Source organism: Rhizobacter sp. P2_H3 (genome assembly GCF_056403355.1).
The window spans coordinates 1-17024 of the sequence record NZ_JBFUFQ010000122.1 but is presented as its reverse complement, the minus strand read 5'-3'; the positions used below and the strand labels follow the sequence as shown (position 1 = coordinate 17024).

At 70.0% G+C, this 17024-nt stretch carries 17 protein-coding genes and 1 pseudogene; 5 read left to right on the top strand and 13 right to left on the bottom strand.

Annotated features, from left to right (window positions below; all coding sequences use genetic code 11):
• Both AC1D1T_RS20350 and AC1D1T_RS20345 read left to right on the top strand, forming a co-directional pair.
• A pseudogene (locus tag AC1D1T_RS20350) lies at nucleotides 1-231 on the top strand (ABC transporter ATP-binding protein); the annotation flags it as partial.
• On the top strand, nucleotides 161-1039 hold the full coding sequence (locus tag AC1D1T_RS20345; RefSeq protein ID WP_477839719.1) for a TOBE domain-containing protein: 879 nt from the start codon (nucleotides 161-163) through the stop codon (nucleotides 1037-1039). The pseudogene AC1D1T_RS20350 and the gene AC1D1T_RS20345, both read left to right, overlap by 71 nt.
• A gap of 3 nt (nucleotides 1040-1042) precedes the next feature.
• Here the strand turns inward: AC1D1T_RS20345 and lspA are convergent, their stop codons facing one another.
• The 5 genes from lspA to AC1D1T_RS20320 form a co-directional block, all read right to left on the bottom strand.
• The gene (lspA, locus tag AC1D1T_RS20340) at nucleotides 1043-1534 is read right to left on the bottom strand and encodes a signal peptidase II (RefSeq protein WP_465111889.1); all 492 of its coding nucleotides are present in this window, start codon (nucleotides 1532-1534) and stop codon (nucleotides 1043-1045) included.
• A 4-nt stretch (nucleotides 1535-1538) separates the two neighbouring features.
• A complete protein-coding gene (locus tag AC1D1T_RS20335; RefSeq protein WP_197066853.1) occupies nucleotides 1539-1706 on the bottom strand; it encodes an addiction module protein in 168 nt (55 codons plus the stop codon).
• A gap of 22 nt (nucleotides 1707-1728) precedes the next feature.
• Nucleotides 1729-4587, bottom strand: a complete 2859-nt coding sequence (gene ileS / locus AC1D1T_RS20330; protein WP_477992387.1) for an isoleucine--tRNA ligase — start codon at nucleotides 4585-4587, stop codon at nucleotides 1729-1731.
• An 89-nt stretch (nucleotides 4588-4676) separates the two neighbouring features.
• A complete protein-coding gene (locus AC1D1T_RS20325; RefSeq protein WP_477839722.1) occupies nucleotides 4677-5672 on the bottom strand; it encodes a bifunctional riboflavin kinase/FAD synthetase in 996 nt (331 codons plus the stop codon).
• 57 nt (nucleotides 5673-5729) lie between these two features.
• On the bottom strand, nucleotides 5730-6434 hold the full coding sequence (locus tag AC1D1T_RS20320) for a pseudouridine synthase (protein ID WP_047504383.1): 705 nt from the start codon (nucleotides 6432-6434) through the stop codon (nucleotides 5730-5732).
• Between the two features lie 108 nt (nucleotides 6435-6542).
• Between AC1D1T_RS20320 and AC1D1T_RS20315 the strand changes: the two genes are divergently transcribed.
• The gene (locus tag AC1D1T_RS20315; protein WP_477992386.1) at nucleotides 6543-7235 is read left to right on the top strand and encodes a hypothetical protein; all 693 of its coding nucleotides are present in this window, start codon (nucleotides 6543-6545) and stop codon (nucleotides 7233-7235) included.
• Between the two features lie 18 nt (nucleotides 7236-7253).
• Here AC1D1T_RS20315 and AC1D1T_RS20310 read toward each other — a convergent pair whose 3' ends face one another.
• The 4 genes from AC1D1T_RS20310 to AC1D1T_RS20295 form a co-directional block, all read right to left on the bottom strand.
• Complete coding sequence (locus AC1D1T_RS20310) at nucleotides 7254-8570, bottom strand: twin-arginine translocation pathway signal (RefSeq protein ID WP_477828209.1); 1317 nt, start codon at nucleotides 8568-8570, stop codon at nucleotides 7254-7256.
• Nucleotides 8567-9547 carry a P1 family peptidase gene (locus AC1D1T_RS20305; protein ID WP_477845044.1) on the bottom strand — a complete coding sequence of 327 codons (981 nt, stop codon included), beginning with the start codon at nucleotides 9545-9547 and terminating at the stop codon, nucleotides 8567-8569. Before AC1D1T_RS20305 ends, AC1D1T_RS20310 begins: the two co-directional genes overlap by 4 nt.
• Before the next feature lie 54 nt (nucleotides 9548-9601).
• Nucleotides 9602-10744 carry an acyl-CoA dehydrogenase family protein gene (locus AC1D1T_RS20300; protein ID WP_477992385.1) on the bottom strand — a complete coding sequence of 381 codons (1143 nt, stop codon included), beginning with the start codon at nucleotides 10742-10744 and terminating at the stop codon, nucleotides 9602-9604.
• 88 nt (nucleotides 10745-10832) lie between these two features.
• The gene (locus AC1D1T_RS20295) at nucleotides 10833-12011 is read right to left on the bottom strand and encodes an acyl-CoA dehydrogenase family protein (RefSeq protein WP_477992384.1); all 1179 of its coding nucleotides are present in this window, start codon (nucleotides 12009-12011) and stop codon (nucleotides 10833-10835) included.
• Nucleotides 12012-12100: 89 nt separating this feature from the next.
• Between AC1D1T_RS20295 and AC1D1T_RS20290 the strand changes: the two genes are divergently transcribed.
• On the top strand, nucleotides 12101-13276 hold the full coding sequence (locus AC1D1T_RS20290; protein ID WP_477992383.1) for an MFS transporter: 1176 nt from the start codon (nucleotides 12101-12103) through the stop codon (nucleotides 13274-13276).
• A gap of 94 nt (nucleotides 13277-13370) precedes the next feature.
• Here the strand turns inward: AC1D1T_RS20290 and AC1D1T_RS20285 are convergent, their stop codons facing one another.
• Both AC1D1T_RS20285 and AC1D1T_RS20280 read right to left on the bottom strand, forming a co-directional pair.
• Nucleotides 13371-14021 (bottom strand): retropepsin-like aspartic protease family protein, encoded by a 651-nt coding sequence (locus tag AC1D1T_RS20285; protein ID WP_477992382.1) that lies wholly within the window; start codon nucleotides 14019-14021, stop codon nucleotides 13371-13373.
• Nucleotides 14021-14509, bottom strand: a complete 489-nt coding sequence (locus AC1D1T_RS20280; RefSeq protein ID WP_477826671.1) for a YajQ family cyclic di-GMP-binding protein — start codon at nucleotides 14507-14509, stop codon at nucleotides 14021-14023. The genes AC1D1T_RS20285 and AC1D1T_RS20280 overlap by 1 nt, the downstream gene beginning before the upstream one ends.
• A gap of 38 nt (nucleotides 14510-14547) precedes the next feature.
• On the opposite strand from AC1D1T_RS20280, the gene murB reads away from it, so the two are divergent.
• A complete protein-coding gene (gene murB / locus AC1D1T_RS20275) occupies nucleotides 14548-15564 on the top strand; it encodes a UDP-N-acetylmuramate dehydrogenase (RefSeq protein ID WP_477826670.1) in 1017 nt (338 codons plus the stop codon).
• A 17-nt stretch (nucleotides 15565-15581) separates the two neighbouring features.
• Here the strand turns inward: murB and AC1D1T_RS20270 are convergent, their stop codons facing one another.
• Both AC1D1T_RS20270 and AC1D1T_RS20265 read right to left on the bottom strand, forming a co-directional pair.
• On the bottom strand, nucleotides 15582-16628 hold the full coding sequence (locus AC1D1T_RS20270; RefSeq protein ID WP_477826669.1) for a hypothetical protein: 1047 nt from the start codon (nucleotides 16626-16628) through the stop codon (nucleotides 15582-15584).
• 66 nt (nucleotides 16629-16694) lie between these two features.
• The coding region (locus AC1D1T_RS20265; RefSeq protein ID WP_477992381.1) for a response regulator transcription factor at nucleotides 16695-17024 on the bottom strand (330 nt) is incomplete at its 5' end.

Below are 17024 nucleotides of genomic sequence, written 5' to 3'. Positions count from 1 at the left end.
CGCCAGCGCACCGCGCTTGCGCGTGTGCTCGTCAACGGGCCGCGCGCGCTGCTGCTCGACGAGCCGTTCTCCGCGCTCGACCCGGCGCTTCGCGAGCGCACGCGCGACGAGCTGGACCGGCTGCTGTCGCAGATCGACATCCCGCTCGTGATGATCACGCATGACCCGGACGACCTGGGCCGCTTCGGCGAACAGGTGCTGCAGCTGCGAGAGGGAGTCGTCAGTGGCTGACGCGCCGGCCGAAGCGCTGACCGTCGGCGCCGAGCTGACGCTGAACCTCGGCGGGCAGAGCCTGGCCGGCACGCGGCGCATCGCGCTGCTGGTGGAGATCGCGCGGCTCGGCTCGATCACGCAGGCCGCGAAGGCCGCCGGCTTCAGCTACAAGGGCGCGTGGGATGCGGTCGAGCAGATGAGCAACCTGGCCGGCGAGCCGCTGCTGGAACGCAGCGCCGGCGGGACCGGCGGCGGGCGCACGCGGCTCACGCCGCGCGGCGAGCAGCTGCTGCGCAATGTCGTGCTGATCCAGCAGGAGCATGCACGTTTCGTCGAGCGGCTGAACCGGCAAGCGGGTGGCCTGGCCGGCGACTATTCACTGATGGAAGGGCTGGCGATGAGAACGAGCGCACGCAACCAGTTCGCCGGCACCGTGGTGTCGCTGCGCGGCGGGGCCATCAATGACGAGGTCGAGCTCGAGGCGATCGGCGGGCTGCGCATCGTCGCGAGCATCACGCACGAGAGCACGGCCGAGCTCGGCCTCGCGGTCGGCGCGAAGGCGTTCGCGCTGATCAAGGCCTCGTCGATCATCCTGATGGCCGACATGCGCGGCGTGCGGCTGTCGGCGCGCAACCAGCTGAAGGGCGTGGTGTCGCGCGTCACGCCGGGCGCGGTGAACTGCGAGGTGGTGCTGGCGCTGGCCGGCGGCGGCGCGGTGGCGGCGATCATCACCAACGACAGCGCGCAGGCACTGGCGCTGGAGGTCGGCAGTTCGGCCACCGCCGTCTTCAAGGCGTCGAGCGTGATCGTCGGCGTGGCGGCCTGACGATCACTTGCCGCGCCGCACCCGGCGCAGCTCGTCGACGATCAGCAGGATCGCGCCGAGCGTGATCGCGCTGTCGGCGAGGTTGAACGACGGAAAGAACTTGTCGGCCCAGTGCACCTGGATGAAGTCGACGACGTAGCCGTGCAGCAGCCGGTCGATCACGTTGCCGAGCGCGCCGCCGAGGATCAGCGCGAGCGCCCAGGCGAACAGCTTCTGCCCGCCGTGGCTGCGCAGCATCCAGACGATGAAGCCGGCGGCCACTGCCCCCAGCCCGACGAAGAACCAGCGCTGCCAGCCCGACGCGCCGGCCAGGAACGAGAACGCCGCGCCGGTGTTGTGCACCCGGACCACGTTGAAGAACGGCGTGACGTGCACGCTGTCGCCGTACGCGAAGTTGGCGAGGATCAGCGACTTGGTCAGCTGGTCGAGCACGATGATGACGAGGGCGATGCCCAGCCAGGGGAGCAGGGATGCGGAGGATTTCTTGAAGGACATGTTTTCAGCGATTGCGCAGGAGCGCGAGTGCGATGGCTTCGGACACCGGGGTGCGGTCGTCCTTCGTTTCTGCCACGATGCTTTCCCACAACTCCTCGGCCAGCTGCACCCGCTCATCAACGGGGAGCTTGAACAGGTCAGGGTACTCCGCGCGAGGATTGCTGTGGTTCATCGAGGGCTCCTTGAGGGAAGGTTCAGGCGACTGTACGCGTCTCGCCGTCACCGTACAGGTTACTTGTGCACCTGCCGCAGATCGTCGGATGCCGCGCCTCGCTGCCGACATCGTCGCGGTAGTGCCAGCAGCGCTCGCACTTGGTCGCCGCCGACGGCGTGACGCTGACGGCCAGCGCCGCGCCCGCCGCGATCCGCGCCTGCGACGTGATCGTCACGAAGCGCAGGTCGTCGCCGAGCGACGCGAGCAGCGCATGGTCGTCGGCCGCCGCGGTGATCAGCAACTCGGCCTGCAGCGACGAGCCCACCTGGCCCGCGCTTCGCAGCGCCTCGATCTCCTTGTTGGCCACGTCGCGGATCTCGCGCAGGCGGCTCCACTTCGCGAGCAGTGCGTCGTCGGCCCAGGCCGAGGTGTCGCTGAAGGTCTCGATGAAGATCGATGCCGACTGCCCCGGCGCGAACACCTTCCACGCCTCTTCCGCAGTGAAGCTCAGGAACGGCGCCATCCAGCGCAGCATCGCGTGCGTCACGTGCCACAGCGCGGTCTGCGCGCTGCGCCGCGCGAGCGACTTCGGCGCGGTGGTGTACAGCCGGTCCTTCAGCACGTCCAGCCAGAACGCGCCCAGGTCCTCGCTGCAGAACACCTGCAGCTTGGCCACCACCGGGTGGAACTCGTACACCTCGTAGTGCTTCAGCACCTCGGCCTGGAACTGCGCCGCGCGCGCGAGTGCGTAGCGGTCGATCTCGAGCATCTGCCCGACCGGCACCGCATCGGTCGCCGGATCGAAATCGCTGGTGTTGGCCAGCATGAAGCGCAGCGTGTTGCGGATGCGGCGGTATGCATCGACGACGCGCGCCAGGATCTTCTTGTCGATCGCGAGGTCGCCCGAGTAGTCGGTCGCCGCACACCACAGGCGCAGGATCTCGGCCCCCATCTCCTGCACCGAATCCTGCAGCGAGATGAAGTTGCCCAGGCTCTTGCTCATCTTGCGGCCCTKGCCGTCGACCGTGAAGCCGTGCGTCAGCAGGCCGCGGTACGGCGCATGGCCTTCCATCGCGCAGGCGATCAGCAGCGACGAGTGGAACCAGCCGCGGTGCTGGTCGTGGCCTTCGAGGTACAGGTCGGCCTCGGGACCGGCCGCACCGTTCGGCCCGCCGGTCGTGCCCGGCTGGCTGCCCACCTTCTCGTTGAGCACGTGGAAGAAGGTCGAGCCCGAATCGAACCAGACGTCGAGGATGTCGTTGCTCTTGATGTAGTCGCCGGCCTCGGCGCCCAGCACCTCGTCGACCGTCAGCTTCGACCAGGCCTCGACGCCGCCTTGCTGCACCACCTCGGCCGCGCGGTCGATCAGCGCCATCGTGTCGGGGTGCAGTTCACCCGTCGCCTTGTGCAGGAAGAACGGCAGCGGCACGCCCCAGTTGCGCTGGCGGCTGATGCACCAGTCGGGCCGGTTCGCGATCATGTCGTGCAGCCGGGTCCGCCCGTTCTCCGGGAAGAAGCTGGTCTCGCCGATGGCCTCCAGCGCGGTCTGGCGCAGCGTCTTCGGCGCCTTGTCCTTCGTGAACACGCCGTCGCCTTCATCCATGCGCACGAACCACTGCGCCGCGGCGCGGTAGATCACCGGCGTCTTGTGGCGCCAGCAGTGCGGGTAGCTGTGTGTCAGCTTCGAGGTGGCGAGCAGCCGGCCGGCGTCGCGCAGCGCATCGGCCACCAGCGGCGCGGCCTTCCAGATGTGCAGGCCGCCGAACAGCGGCAGCGTCGCCTCGTAGACGCCGTTGCCCTGCACCGGGTTCAGGATGTCGTCGATCGCCAGCCCGTGCTCGCGGCAGGAGTTGAAGTCGTCCACGCCATAGGCCGGCGACGAGTGCACGATGCCGGTGCCGTCGTCGGCGGTGGCGTAGTCGGCCAGGTACACCGGGCTCACGCGGTCGTAGCCGGGATCGACGTGGGCCAGCGGGTGGCGGAAGGTGATGCCGTCGAGGTTCTTGCCGAGCGTGGTGGCGAGCACGCTGCCGGTGAGGCCGTAGCGCTCCAGGCACTTGTCGACCAGCGCCGACGCCAGCAGCAGGATGCCGCGCTCGGTGTCGACCAGCGCGTACTCGAGTGCCGGGTTCAGGTTCAGCGCCTGGTTGGCGGGGATGGTCCACGCGGTGGTGGTCCAGATCACCGCGAACGCGTCCTTCGCGAGCGACGGCAGGCCGAAGGCCGTGGCCAGCTTCGCGGGCTCGGCCGCGAGGAAGGCGACGTCGACCGCCTGCGACTGCTTGTCGGCGTACTCGATCTCGAACTCGGCCAGCGACGAGTGGCAGTCGAAGCACCAGTAGACCGGCTTCAGCCCGCGGTACACGAAGCCGCGCTCGATCAGGCGCTTCAGCACGCGGATCTCGTTGGCCTCGTTGCCGAAATCCATCGTGCGGTACGGGTGGTCCCAGTCGCCCAGCACGCCGACGCGCTTGAAGTCGGCCATCTGCTGCGCGATCTGCTCGCCGGCGTAGGTGCGGCTCTTCGCCTGCACGTCAGCGCGTTCGAGGTTGCGGCCGAAGGTCTTCTCGATCTGGTTCTCGATCGGCAGGCCGTGGCAGTCCCAGCCCGGCGTGTAGCGCGCGTCGTAGCCGGCCAGCTGGCGCGCCTTGACGATCATGTCCTTCAGGATCTTGTTGGCCGCGTGGCCGACGTGCAGCGTGCCGTTGGCGTAGGGCGGGCCGTCGTGCAGCACGAAGCGCGGGCGGTTCACGCGGGCGTCGCGCAGCTGCTTGTAGATGCCCTGGTCGCTCCACTCCTTGATCCAGCCCGGTTCGCGCTTGGGCAGGTCGCCGCGCATCGGGAACGGCGTGTCGGGCAGGTTGAGGGTGCTTCGGTAGTCCGTGGTCTTGTCGGTCATGGCTTTGCGCGCCGCGCGGCGCGTCTCGAAGGCAGGGTGCCGGCGCCAGGCGCCGGGGCTCGCGAAAAGAAGGGGAGGAGCGGCGAGCGTTAAATTCGGTCGCGCGTGGTCTGGCGGCGTTGCGCGGCGTACGAGGCGAGGCACACGCGGGCGTCCTGCACGTCCTGCTCGATCGCCGCCGTCAGGGCTTCCAGCCCGTCGAAACGGGCCTCATCGCGAAGTTTGTGCAGCAGTTCCACGCGGACGAGTTTACCGTAGGCCCCCTCGGCCCCGAGGCGTGCGGGCCAATCGAGGCAATGCACTTCGAGCAGCACGCGGCCGGCGTCTTCCACCGTCGGGCGCACACCCAGGCTCGCGACCCCGTCCAGCGGCTGCTCGCCCAGGCCGTGGGTGCGCACCGCGTAGATGCCCATCGCCGCCGACTTGGCGTGCGCGAAGCGCAGGTTCAGCGTGCGGAACCCCAGCTCGCGGCCGAGCTTGCGGCCGTGCACCACGTGGCCGCTGATGCTGTAGGTGCGGCCGAGCAGCGATTCGGCCTGCGCCATGTCGCCGTCGGCCAGCGCCTGGCGCACCGCCGAACTCGACACCCGCAGCCCGTGCACCTCGTAGCTCTTCATGCGGGCGACGTCGAAGCCCTGCGCCGGGCCGGCGGCATCGAGCATCGCGTAGTCGCCGGCCCGCTTCGCACCGAAGCGGAAGTCGTCGCCGACCAGGATGTAGCGGGCGCCCAGGCCGCGCACCAGCATGTCGACGATGAAGGCCTCGGGCGACAGCGACGCGAGCGCATGGTCGAAGCGCAGCACGACGACCTGGTCGACGCCGCAGCGCTCCAGCTCGGAGAGCTTGTCGCGYAGCGTCGCGATGCGCGCTGGCGCGAGCTCCGGCTTGCCGGCGGCGCGGGCGAAGTAGTCGCGCGGGTGCGGCTCGAAGGTCATCACGCACGAGGGCAGCCCGCGGTGCTGGGCCTCGTTGCGCAGCAGCGCCAGCATGGCCTGGTGGCCGCGGTGGACGCCGTCGAAGTTGCCGATCGTGAGGGCGCAGGCATCGGCGATGCCGGGATGGTTGAAACCGCTGAAGACGCGCATGGGCGGGCATTATCCGTCGCGGCGCAGCGGGCCGCTCGCGGTGCCACCCCCCTTGGATCAGCGCTTGCGCTCCAGCTGTTCCCGCTCCGCCGCGCTGACCCAGCGCCACGCGCCGCTCGGCACGCCTTTCAGCGTCAGCTCGCCGAAGGCGCTGCGGTGCAGGCCTTCGACCCGGTTGCCCACCGCGGCCACCATGCGCTTGACCTGGTGGTACTTGCCTTCGGTCAGCGTGAGCCGCAGCGTGGTTTCACCGGTTGCCTCGCAGGCCGCGGCGCGCACCGGCGCCGGGTCGTCGTCGAGCACCACGCCGGCCAGCAGCTGCGCCACCTGCCCGGGCGTCACCTCGTGTTTCGCCGTCACCTCGTAGACCTTCGGCACGTGGTGCTTCGGCGAGGTCAGCCGGTGGATCAGCGTGCCGTCGTCGGTCAGCAGCAGCAGGCCGGTGGTGTCCTCGTCGAGCCGGCCGACCGGCTGCACGCCGCGGTTGCGCAGCGGCGGGGGCAGCAGGTTCAGCACGCTCGGGTGGTGCTTCGGCTTCTGCGAGCATTCGTGGCCGGTCGGCTTGTGCAGCAGCACCAGCGCCTTCTCGTGAAAACGCCAGTCGCGGCCCTGCACCGTGAACACCAGGCCCTCGGTGTCGACCTCTTCGGCCGGCTCCTCGATGACCCGTCCGCCGACCGACACCAGCCCGTGCCAGACCAGGCCCTCGCATTCGCGGCGTGTGCCGAAGCCTTGGGAAAACAACACCTGCGACAAGCGCATCGACGATCTCTTTCGTTCGGAAGGGCGGTTCGGCCCCGGCTTCGCCGGGAACCCCGGGGGAGGGTGGCGTCACTCAGCCAGATCGTTCATTTGACGCGGGATGGCTTCATGACGGGTTGTCGGGATTGTCGCAGCGGCCTCGGGGCGTGCCCCTGGCTGCTCGACGAGCAGGGCCGCACCATCCGGCTCCGGGCCCGGCAGATCAGCCTGTCGACGCTCGAACACCTCGCCCGGTTGTTGCAAGAGGGGCCGCCGGCGCATCTCGACCTGTCGAGCGCGCCCTTCGGGTGTGCCGGGAAGGCCCAGGCCGCCGCCGGCCTGGCCCGCGTGCTGACGCTCGACGGCAGCCTGACCGCGCTGACCATCGGATCCAGCCGGGACAAGGCGCTCTGGAAATCGATGGTCCCGAAGATCATTCGTGCCAATCCGCAGCTGCAGGCGCTGACGCTGCATGGGGAATCATGGTGGTGCGACTGCGCGGACCAGCTCGCCGGGATCGCCTGCCGGCAGCCCGCGCTGGAGCGCCTCACGTTGAGGGCGTGCAGCGCCGCCACCGCGATGACCCTGCTGGCGGCGATGCCCACACGCCGTGCCGGCGTCACCCACCTGATCCTGGAGGCCATCGGCACGATGGGCTGCACGTCGCGCTTCCTGGCCTCGCTGATCGAAGACATCCCGAAGCTTCGCCTGCACCGGCTGACGCTCGTCGACATCGACGGGTTCGGACGCAATCGCTGCGCCATGCTGTCCGACGCCCTGCAGGCGGTTTCCTGCCGGACGGTGCTGGAGTTGCCCTGCTGAAACGGTGCAGTCGTGCGCTCAGAAATGGAGTTCGAGCAGCACGACATGGCCGCCGGCGCACGGCCAGGCGCGGCCGACGATGCGCTCGCCATTGAATTCTCCGGCCACCGCGCGGCCCGCGGTGTCGGTGATCTTGACGGCGGCCAGCGACAGCCCCGGCACGCCCGGCGGCAGCCCGGCCGGCGGATGGCCGTCGAGCAGGATGCGGTCGCGCGGCACGCCGAAGTAGCCGCGCGGGCGGCTCAGCTGCACCAGCGAGAGCGCGTCGTCGTTGGCCACCGGGTCGGCGTCGGCGTCCACATCGGCCAGCCGCATCGCGCGCAGGTGCACCAGCGACGATGACCGCGCGAACGGCGAGCGGTAGAGGTGCGTCGTGTCGTGGCCGGCGGCGGTGATGACGAACTCCAGCGGCGTGCGGGTGTCGGTCGCGAGCGGTCCCCAGGCGCCGTCCGGGCCGACGCTGTGGCGGTACAGCGGCGCGCCGATGCGTTCGCCGGTGGCGGGATCGGTGGCGTGCACCTCGACGGTGGCACCGGCCAGCGGCAGGTTGTCGGGCACCGCGGCCTGCGGGTGCAGGCCGGAGACGGTGCCGGAGAGTGCGATCGCGGCGTCCGCCGGCACCGGCTGCACAGTGCCGGGCGCGCGGCCGGTGAGAAAGCGCCACATCGCGTCGAAGGCCGCCGGGCCGAACGAAGTCTCGCGGTGATCGATGCCGGCGATCACGACGTTGTGGGCGCCGCGCAGCGCCGGCCCGTCGGCATCGACACCGGTCGGCCGGCCGGGCGCGCCGATCCACAGGCCGTCGGGCTGCGCGTACTTGTCGAGGCCGTCGGAGCGCACCGTCATCCAGCGCGGGCCAGGTGTCGTCTCGTCGGCGCCGCTGCCGTTCAGGCGCTGCAGGAACGGCCCGGCGCCGTTGAACTCGTTGCCCGGCCGGAAGCCGGCATCGGCCCACACGCCATGGTTCGGCGTGCCGCCGAGGATGGCGTGCGAGACCTGCGGCGCGCCGCCGTTCGCGATGAAGTTGCGCACCGCGAAGCCGCCGCGCGAGTTGGCGATCAGCACCACCTGTGCCACGCCATGCCGGCGGCAGGCCTGCTCGACGGTGTCGGCCACGCAGCGCCGGGCGTCGTCGCTGGAACTGCGGCCGGGCTGCGCGATGCCGTCGTCGTCGCGCGCAAGCGGGCAGGGCATGTCGATCGCCTGCAGCCGCTCGCGCGGCCAGCCGTTGCTCTCGAAGCGCCAGACGGTGGTCAGCCACAGCGCGGCGGTGTCGCCGTTGCCGTGCACGAAGACGATGGGCGGGAAGGCGTCGGTCGGGGCGGCGTCGCTCATGCCGGCAGGCCCAGGTCGCGCGCGGCGGGATACGGGCCCCAGGCGGTGGCGGCCTCGATCGCGCGCACGACGGCGCGGGCCGTCGCCTCCGCCGCCATCGTGCCGAGCAAGGTGGAGTGGGCGCTGCGCCCGCTGGCACCGGTGGCCAGCGCGAACAGCGTGTCGCCGTCGCTCTGCGTGTGGACCGGGCTGATGCTGCGCGCGAGCCCGTCGTGCGCGGTCTGCGCGAGCTTGTTGGCCTGGGCCTTGGTCAGCACGGCGTCGGTGCCGACCACGCCGATCGTCGTCGCGGCGCCGGCTTGCATCGGCTGCGGCAGCTCGCCGCGCAGCAAGGCCTGCGTGGTGTCGAGCAGGCCCAGGCCGTCGGCGCTGCGCGCGCCGGCCAGCACGCGGCCGCTGCGCGGATCGATCACGTCGCCGACTGCGTTCACGGCGACCCACGCGCCGACCGTGATGCCGTCCACCGTGATGCAGGCGTGGCCGAGCCCGCCACGCATCGCGCGGCCGAGCCCGAACAGCTTGCCGACCAGCGCACCGGCGCCGGCGCCGACATTGCCCTCGGCGCAGGGCGCGTCGCTCGCGGCCTCGCAGGCGGCGTAGCCGGCATCGGCATCGGGACGGATGCGGCCGTCGCCGACCGACAGGTCGAACAGGATCGCGGCCGGCACGATCGGCACGCGGTGCGCGCCGACCGGGTAGCCGATGCCGCGCTCCTCGAGCCAGCGCATCACGCCGCCGGCCGCGTCGAGCCCGAATGCGCTGCCGCCGGCCAGCAGCACCGCGTGCACGTGTTCGACGGCATTCAGCGGCGACAGCAGATCGGTCTCGCGCGTGCCCGGCGCGGCGCCGCGCACGTCGACGCCACCCACGGCGCCCGCGGGCGCGAGCACGACGGTGCAGCCGGTCGGCCGGCGGGTGTCGGTGAAGTGGCCGACACGCAGGCCGGCAACGGCGCTCAGACCGGGTGTCGAATGCATCGCAGGGAGTCGGACATGGAGCCGCTGATTATGGCGGCCGCATCGCCGCCCCCGCTACGCGAAGACGCCTGCCGTGTCCTGCATGCGCGTCGACACCTCGCCCAGCTGGTGCAGCGTGTCGCCGAAGCTCAGCTCCATCACCGTCAGCCGCTTGAAGTAGTGACCGGCGATGTACTCGTCGGTGACGCCGATGCCGCCGTGCAGCTGGATGCATTGCTGGCCGACGAAGCGCATCGAGACACCGAGCTGGTACTTGGCCTGCGCCAGCGCGCGCCGCCGCGCCGCGGCCGGTTCGTTCATCTTCAGCGTCGCGAAGTAGCTCATCGAGCGTGCCAGCTCCAGCTGCATCTTCACGTCGGCGATGCGGTGGCGCAGCGCCTGGAAGCTCGCGATCGCGACGCCGAACTGCTTGCGCGTGTTCATGTACTCGACGGTCACCGCGACCAGCTGGTCCATCGCGCCGACCGCCTCGGCGCAGAGCGCGGCGATGCCGATGTCGGCCGCATGCTCCAGCGCTGCATGACCATCGCCGGCAGCCACCAGCAGCGTGGCCGGCGCATCAGCGAGCGCCAGCTCGGCCGCACGCGCGCCATCGGCGGTGCCGTAGCCGCGCGTCTTCACGCCGGCGGCGCGGCGTTCGACGAGGAACAGCGCGACGCCCGCCGGGTCGTCGACCGCACCCGACACCCGGGCCGGCACGATGAACGCATCCGCCAGGTCACCGGCCGGCACGAGGCTCTTCGCGCCGTTGAGCGTCCACGCGCTGCCGGCCGCCTTCGCCGAGGTCTCGACGCGCGCCAGCCGGTAGCGCGCGCCGCGCTCCTGGTGTGCCAGCACGACCAGCGCGTCGCCAGCGGCGATCTTCCCGAGCCAGCCGTCGATCGCCGGCTGCGGCGCGCAGGCCGACAGCACGCCGCCGGCGATCAGCGCGCCTTGCGCATAGGGTTCCAGCACCAGGCCACGACCGAGTTCCTCCATCACCACCATCGCGTCGGTCGGCCCGAAGCCCATGCCGCCCAGCGCCTCGGGCACGAACAGCCCGGCCAGCCCGAGGTCGGCCATCTCGCGCCACGCCTCGCGCGAGCAGCCCCCGGCCTGCACGATGCGCTTGCGCCGCTCGGCGTCGTAGCCCTTGGCGACCCACTTGCGCACCGAGTCGCGCAGCATCTCTTGATCGTCGGAGAAGTCGAAGTCCATGTCGTTTCCTCAGCTGCCGCAGGGCCGCCCCAAGGCGGCTGAGCGCCCCCTCGGGGGGCAGGAATGAAATGACGTGGGGGCCAACATGTCACCCCAGCACCGTCTGCGCGACGATGTTGCGTTGCACCTCGTTGCTGCCGCCGTAGATCGTGGTCTTGCGCACGTTGAAATAGGTCGCGGCCAGCGGCGCGCAATACGCCGCGCCGACGTGGTCACCCTGCCAGCCGGCCTCCATGGCGTCGTGGATGAAGGGCACGCTGTACGGCCCGGCCGCCAGCATCAGCAGTTCGGTCAGGCGCTGCTGGATCTCGCTGCCGCGGATCTTCAGCAGCCCGGCGACGTCCAGCGACTGCTTGCCGGACTTTTCAGCGCTGAGCACCCGCAGCACCATCATCTCCAGCGCGACGATCTCGACCTCCAGCTTCGCGATCTCGTCGCGGAAGCGCACGTCATCGTAGACCTTCTCCGCCTTCGCGATGCGCTTGAGCCGCTCCAGCTCGCGCTTCGAGCGGTTCACGTCGGCGATGTTGGTGCGCTCGTGGGCCAGCAGGTACTTGGCGTAGGTCCAGCCCTTGTTCTCCTCGCCGACCAGGTTGTCCGCCGGCACCTCGACGTCGTCGAACCAGACCTCGTTGACCTCGTGCTCGCCGTCCATCGTGATGATCGGCCGCACCGTGATGCCGGGGCTCTTCATGTCGATCAGCAGGAAGCTGATGCCGGTCTGCGGCTTGCCTTCGGTGCTGGTGCGCACCAGGCAGAAGATCCAGTCGCCGTACTGGCCGAGCGTGGTCCAGGTCTTCTGGCCGTTGACGACGTAGTAGTCGCCGCGGCGCTCGGCGCGGCACTTCAGCGACGCGAGGTCGGAGCCCGAGCCCGGCTCGCTGTAGCCCTGGCTCCACCACACCTCGCCGCTCATGATGCCGGGCAGGTGGCGCCTCTGTTGCTCGGGCGAGCCGAAGGCCATGATCACCGGCGCGACCATCACCGGGCCGAAGGGCACCACGCGCGGTGCGCCGGCCAGCGCGCACTCTTCTTCGAACAGGTGGCGCTGGATCGCGTTCCAGCCCGGGCCGCCGAACTGCGTCGGCCAGGCCCAGCCGTGCCAGCCCTGCTGGCCGAGGATCTTCGCCCAGCGCTGCAGGTCGTCCTTCGACAGGCGCAGCGCGTTGTGCACCTTGTGGCTGATGTCCTTCGGCAGGTGCTCGGCGACCCAGCCGCGGATCTTCTGTCGGAAGGCCTGCTCTTCGGGCGTGAAGTTCAAATCCATCGTCGTGTCTCCTGTGCGCCGCGTTTTAGCACGGTCGTGCGCTGACGAAGTGTCCCAGCAGCGACAACGGGCCTACCGATAATCCCGCGGTGACTTCTTCCTATCGTTCCACCGTGGCCGCGCTGGCTGCCGGCCAGCTGGTGAGCTGGGCGGCGCTGTACTACGCATTCTCGTCCTTCGTGCTGCCGATGCAGCAGGCGCTGGGTTGGAGCAAACCCGTGTTGATGGGCGCCTTCACGCTCGGCCTGGCGGTGTGGGGCGCGAGCAGCTACGCGGCCGGCGCGGCGATCGACCGTGGCCACGGGCGGGGCGTGATGACGCTCGGCGCGGTGCTGGCCGGTGCCGGTTTCCTGCTGTGGTCGCAGGTGGCGCAGCCGGCCACGCTGTACGTCGCGTGGGTGTTGCTGGGCGCGGCGATGGCGATGATCCTGTACGAGCCGGCGTTCACCGTGCTGACCAAGCGCTTTCCGGAGCGCTACCGCGACGGCATCACGTCGCTGACGCTGGTGGGCGGCTTCGCGAGCACGCTGTCGTTCCCGGCGGTGGCCTGGCTGGTGAACGCCTGGGGCTGGCGCATCGCGCTGGCGGTGATCGGCGCCGTGCTGCTGCTGGGCGTGGCACCACTGCACGCCTGGGCGCTGCGTGGCAGCGATCCGCCGCAGGCGCCGCGTGGCGAGCACGACGCCGCTGACGATGCAACGCTGCACGAGGCCCTGCGCCACCGCGCGTTCTGGCTGCTCACTGCCACCTTCACGCTGTACTCGTTCTCGGCGGCCACGCTGTGGGCGCATGTGATGCCGATCTTCGCGTCGAAGGGGCGCAGCGAGGTGCAGGCGCTCGCGGTGCTGACCTGGATCGGGCCGGCGCAGGTGGCGGGGCGCTTCGTGTTCCTCGCCTTCGGGCGCCGGGTCACGCCGCGCGGGCTGGGGCTGGCGGTGCTGGGTGGCCTGCCGCTGTCGTTCGCGATCTTCGCGCTGGCCGAGCACTTGGCGGCGTTGATCGTGTTCGCGGTGCTGTTCGGCATCGCCAACGGGCTGGTGACGATCGTGCGCGGCAACCTGGTGCCCGAGTACTTCGGCCGGGCGCACGTCGGGCGCATCGGCGGGGCGATGTCGGCGATCGCGCTGTTGTCGCGGGCAGCCGCGCCGGTGCTGACGGCCTGGCTGCTGCTGGCGCTGCCCGGCTACCGCGAGCTGCTGCTGATGCTGGCGGCGCTCGGGGTGGTGGCGCTGGTGAGCTTTGCCTTCGCACGGCCACCCACGTGATGACGACCCCTCGATCGACGAGTACGTCGACCGATCCCCCGAGGGGATGCGGGCCGGCTTGGGGCGGCCCGGCGCTCGGCCCGCTGCGCGTTGGTCAAGGTTTCTTGTCGAGCGTCATCGTGTCGTTGTCGCGCTTCATCTGGAAGCGCGTCAGGAAGCTGTTGCCGAGCAGCACCTGGCTCATCGAGGCCGGCATGACGACGGCATCGACATTGAACACCTGCACGTCGCCGATGCGCACCGAATTGAGCGTGATGCGCCAGGCCGTCACCGAGCCATTGGCGGTGTTGACCATGCCGCGCTGGCCGTCGCGGTACTTCAACCCGATGGCGTCGGCTTCCGATTGGGAGATGCTCACGGTGGTGGCGCCGGTGTCGACGAGGAACACCACCGCCTTGCCGTTGATCGAGCCTTGCGAGTAGAAATGGCCGCCCGGGCCGACCGGCAGCACGATGCGGCTGCCGCCGCCTTCGACCGGCGCGGCCCCGAGGCTGACCTGCACGCCGCCGAGCCGCAGCTGCTGGCGCTCGCCGCCGACCTCGACGACGGCCTCGCCGCCCGACATGCTGATCAGCTTGACGCCCTGGACGGTGCTGCCGACGGCCACCGTGCGCGGCGCGCCGTTGATCATCAGCAGCGCCTTGTTGTCGCCCAGCGCACCGCTCATCGAGACGGTCTGGGCGGAGGCGGCCGCGGCGAACAGCGCGCCGGCCGCCAGCGCGGCGGCGAGGAGGGCGCGGCCCATCAGTCGCGGAAGTTGTCGAAGCTCAAGGGCGCGTCGGACACTTCCTTGCGGATCAGCGCCATCGCGGCCTGCAGGTCATCGCGCTTGGCGCCGGTGACGCGCACCGTGTCGCCCTGGATCGCCGCCTGCACCTTCAGCTTGCTCTGCTTGATCAGCGTCTGGATCTTCTTCGCGGTGTCGCTGTCGATGCCGTTCTTGACGGTGATCAACTGCTTGACCTTGTCGCCGCCGATCTTCTCGATCTTCGCGCTGCGGTCGAGGAAGCGGATGTCGACGCTGCGTTTGGTGAGCTTGGCCAGCAGGATGTCCATCACCTGGCCGATCTGGAAGTCGCTGTCGGCGTAGACCGTCAGTTCCTTCTCTTTCAATTCGACACGGGCGGACGAGCCCTTGAAGTCGAAACGGGTGCCGATTTCCTTGGCAGTCTGGTCCACGGCATTGCGCACTTCGACGAGATTGGGGTCGAGTACGGCATCGAAGCTGGGCATGATCGGTAGTTCCTCGCTGGATCAGCGAAAATTCTCGCATGCAAATCGAATCGGGCGTCAGCCTGAAACCCTACAACAGCTTCGGATTGCCGGCTGTCGCACACACTTTGGTGCGCATCGCCAGCGATGCGGACGTGCGTCGCGTCGTCGACCACCCGCAGCTCGGCCGTGCGCCGAAGTTCGTGCTGGGCGGCGGCAGCAACATCGTGCTGACGCGCGACATGCCGCAGGTGGTGCTGAAGGTCGAGGTCACCGGCCGGGCGCTGGTGCGCGAGACCGACACCGCATGGATCGTCGAGGCCGGGGCCGGCGAGAACTGGCACGAGTTCGTCGCGTGGACGCTGGCCCAGGGCTGGCCGGGCCTGGAGAACATGGCGCTGATCCCGGGCACGGTGGGCGCCTCGCCGGTGCAGAACATCGGCGCCTACGGCATCGAGCTGAAGGACCGCTTCGAGTCGCTGGACGCGGTCGACCTGGTCACCGGCCGCAGCGTCACGCTGGCGAGCGGCATCTGCGCCTTCGGCTACCGCGACAGCGTCTTCAAGCATTCGCTGGCCGGCCGCAGCGTGATCACGCGGGTGCGTTTTCGCCTGCCGAAGCCGTGGCAGCCGGTGCTGGGCTACCTGGAGCTGGAGCGCAAGATGGCCGAGACCGGCATCAGCGCGCCGCGCCCGCAGCAGGTGTTCGACTGGGTCTGCGCGATCCGCCGCGCCAAGCTGCCCGACCCGGCCCAGGTCGGCAACGCCGGCAGCTTCTTCAAGAACCCGGTCGTGACGCCGGAGCAATGCCGCGACATCATCGGCCGCGACCCGGAGATCGTGCACTACCCGATGCCCGACGGCAGCGTGAAGCTCGCGGCCGGCTGGATGATCGACGCCTGCGGCTGGAAGGGCAAGAGCATCGGCCGCGCCGGCGTCTACGAGAAGCAGGCGCTGGTGATCGTCAACCGCGGCGGCGCGATCGGCTCCGAGGTGGTGACGCTGGCGCGTGCGATCCAGGAGAGCGTGTACGGGCGCTTCGGGATCCGGCTGGAGCCGGAGCCGGTGGTGGTGTGAGCGGGTGGCCCGCGCTGTCAGTCGCGCGCGAGGTTCGCCATGGACGCACGCTTCGCGACCTCACGGTTGCGCAGGAGCAGGGCGGCGATCGCCTCACCTTGAGGGGCACTCAGTGGCGTATCGCCGAGATCCAGCGAGATCAGTGCATTGTTGGCCCTGATGGCCATGATCAGCTGGTCGACGAACTCGGCGTCGAAGGTGGCGTCGGGGAACGAAAGCGACGTCAGCTTGCACGCTGGATTCTGCAGCGCGTCCGTCAGCACGTCCTTCATCGTTGCGGAGTCCACGATGGGGCCACGCAAGGTCAACGATGAGAGGAGCGGGTTCGCGCGGATCGTGTCGCCCCACCACCGCAGTCTCTCGGTAGACCAGCAGGGCCAGGTCAGCCAGACTGATTCCGCCTTCAGGTGTGTCGACAGTGCATCGCTCAGTGCGGGCATCCACGCCGCGTTGCCGCCCGGCTCCTGCCTCAGGTGAATGCTCAGCTCGGACAGCGCCTTGATGCGGGGCGTGGCGTGCGAGAACAGCCGCACCAAGGCGCCGGAATCGGGCGGGGCCGCTTCGGATGCGTAGAGTGCGAGCCGATCCAGGCCCGTGTTGTGGGCCAACGCGTCGGCAAGGCGCCCGGCCTGCTCGGGTGTCGACGGGATCGGCAGTTCGATGCCCTTGATCTGCGGGCAATGGGACAGGACGCGGATGAAGAATTCGAGGTTGTCCGGGGTGATGTGTTCGAGCTCGAATTCGAGCTCGACGCCTTCGTCGCGGAAGCGGTTCACCTCGGGGTCGTGAACGCAGGCGTCGTAGACTTTGGCAGCCAACTGGAACTGGTCGAAGAGACCGTTGTCGGCACACCAGCAGAGCACGAGCTGCGCGTCGGCAGCCTCCACGGCCGGATTCGGCATGGTCGCGCTGCTCTGGAAGTGGCGCACACACTCTTCCTCCAGCGACGTGTCGAGCGCGGCCATGCCCTCGATCAATCGCTGCGTCTGGGCTGCGGCGGCGGGGTTGCCCGAGCCGCCGGGAACGAAGTGGCGCGGCGGTGATGCATCGCGGATGCGTTTCATGGTGGTTTCTCGAAGCTCATCGAATGGACACCGACCTGAGTGGCCCGCCGCCGCATCCGGGTTCCATCAGGGAGGGGGCGCTTCGCGCCAGCGCGCCGCCGCCTGCCCGCGCGTCTGCGCGCCCAGCTTGTCGAGGATGTTCGCGACGTGCCGCTTCACCGTGTGCGGGCTCAGGTCGAAGGCCCGCGCGATCAGCTTGTTGCTGTCGCCGGCGGCCATGCGCTCCAGTACCTCGCGCTCGCGGGTGCTGAGGGCGGCCAGCGGGCCGGGGCCTGCGACCTGCACGGCGAGCTGGAGGCCGGGCGCCGCGTCGGGACGAGGCGCCTGGTGCCCGCGCAGCCGCTCCGCGCTGTCCAGCCAGTTCGCCAGCGCCGCCTGCGCCCCGGCGCCCAGCAC

Bases quoted from the DNA above. Each gene is read 5' to 3' on its own strand.
- AC1D1T_RS20295 (WP_477992384.1), bottom strand. From the start codon at position 12,011: ATGGATTTGAACTTCACGCCCGAAGAGCAGGCCTTCCGACAGAAGATC.
- AC1D1T_RS20345 (WP_477839719.1), top strand. From the start codon at position 161: ATGACCCGGACGACCTGGGCCGCTTCGGCGAACAGGTGCTGCAGCTGC.
- AC1D1T_RS20315 (WP_477992386.1), top strand. From the start codon at position 6,543: ATGACGGGTTGTCGGGATTGTCGCAGCGGCCTCGGGGCGTGCCCCTGG.
- AC1D1T_RS20285 (WP_477992382.1), bottom strand. From the start codon at position 14,021: ATGGGCCGCGCCCTCCTCGCCGCCGCGCTGGCGGCCGGCGCGCTGTTC.
- AC1D1T_RS20320 (WP_047504383.1), bottom strand. From the start codon at position 6,434: ATGCGCTTGTCGCAGGTGTTGTTTTCCCAAGGCTTCGGCACACGCCGC.
- lspA (WP_465111889.1), bottom strand. From the start codon at position 1,534: ATGTCCTTCAAGAAATCCTCCGCATCCCTGCTCCCCTGGCTGGGCATC.
- AC1D1T_RS20335 (WP_197066853.1), bottom strand. From the start codon at position 1,706: ATGAACCACAGCAATCCTCGCGCGGAGTACCCTGACCTGTTCAAGCTC.
- AC1D1T_RS20270 (WP_477826669.1), bottom strand. From the start codon at position 16,628: ATGAAACGCATCCGCGATGCATCACCGCCGCGCCACTTCGTTCCCGGC.
- AC1D1T_RS20310 (WP_477828209.1), bottom strand. From the start codon at position 8,570: ATGAGCGACGCCGCCCCGACCGACGCCTTCCCGCCCATCGTCTTCGTG.
- AC1D1T_RS20305 (WP_477845044.1), bottom strand. From the start codon at position 9,547: ATGCATTCGACACCCGGTCTGAGCGCCGTTGCCGGCCTGCGTGTCGGC.
- AC1D1T_RS20280 (WP_477826671.1), bottom strand. From the start codon at position 14,509: ATGCCCAGCTTCGATGCCGTACTCGACCCCAATCTCGTCGAAGTGCGC.
- AC1D1T_RS20300 (WP_477992385.1), bottom strand. From the start codon at position 10,744: ATGGACTTCGACTTCTCCGACGATCAAGAGATGCTGCGCGACTCGGTG.
- murB (WP_477826670.1), top strand. From the start codon at position 14,548: ATGCAAATCGAATCGGGCGTCAGCCTGAAACCCTACAACAGCTTCGGA.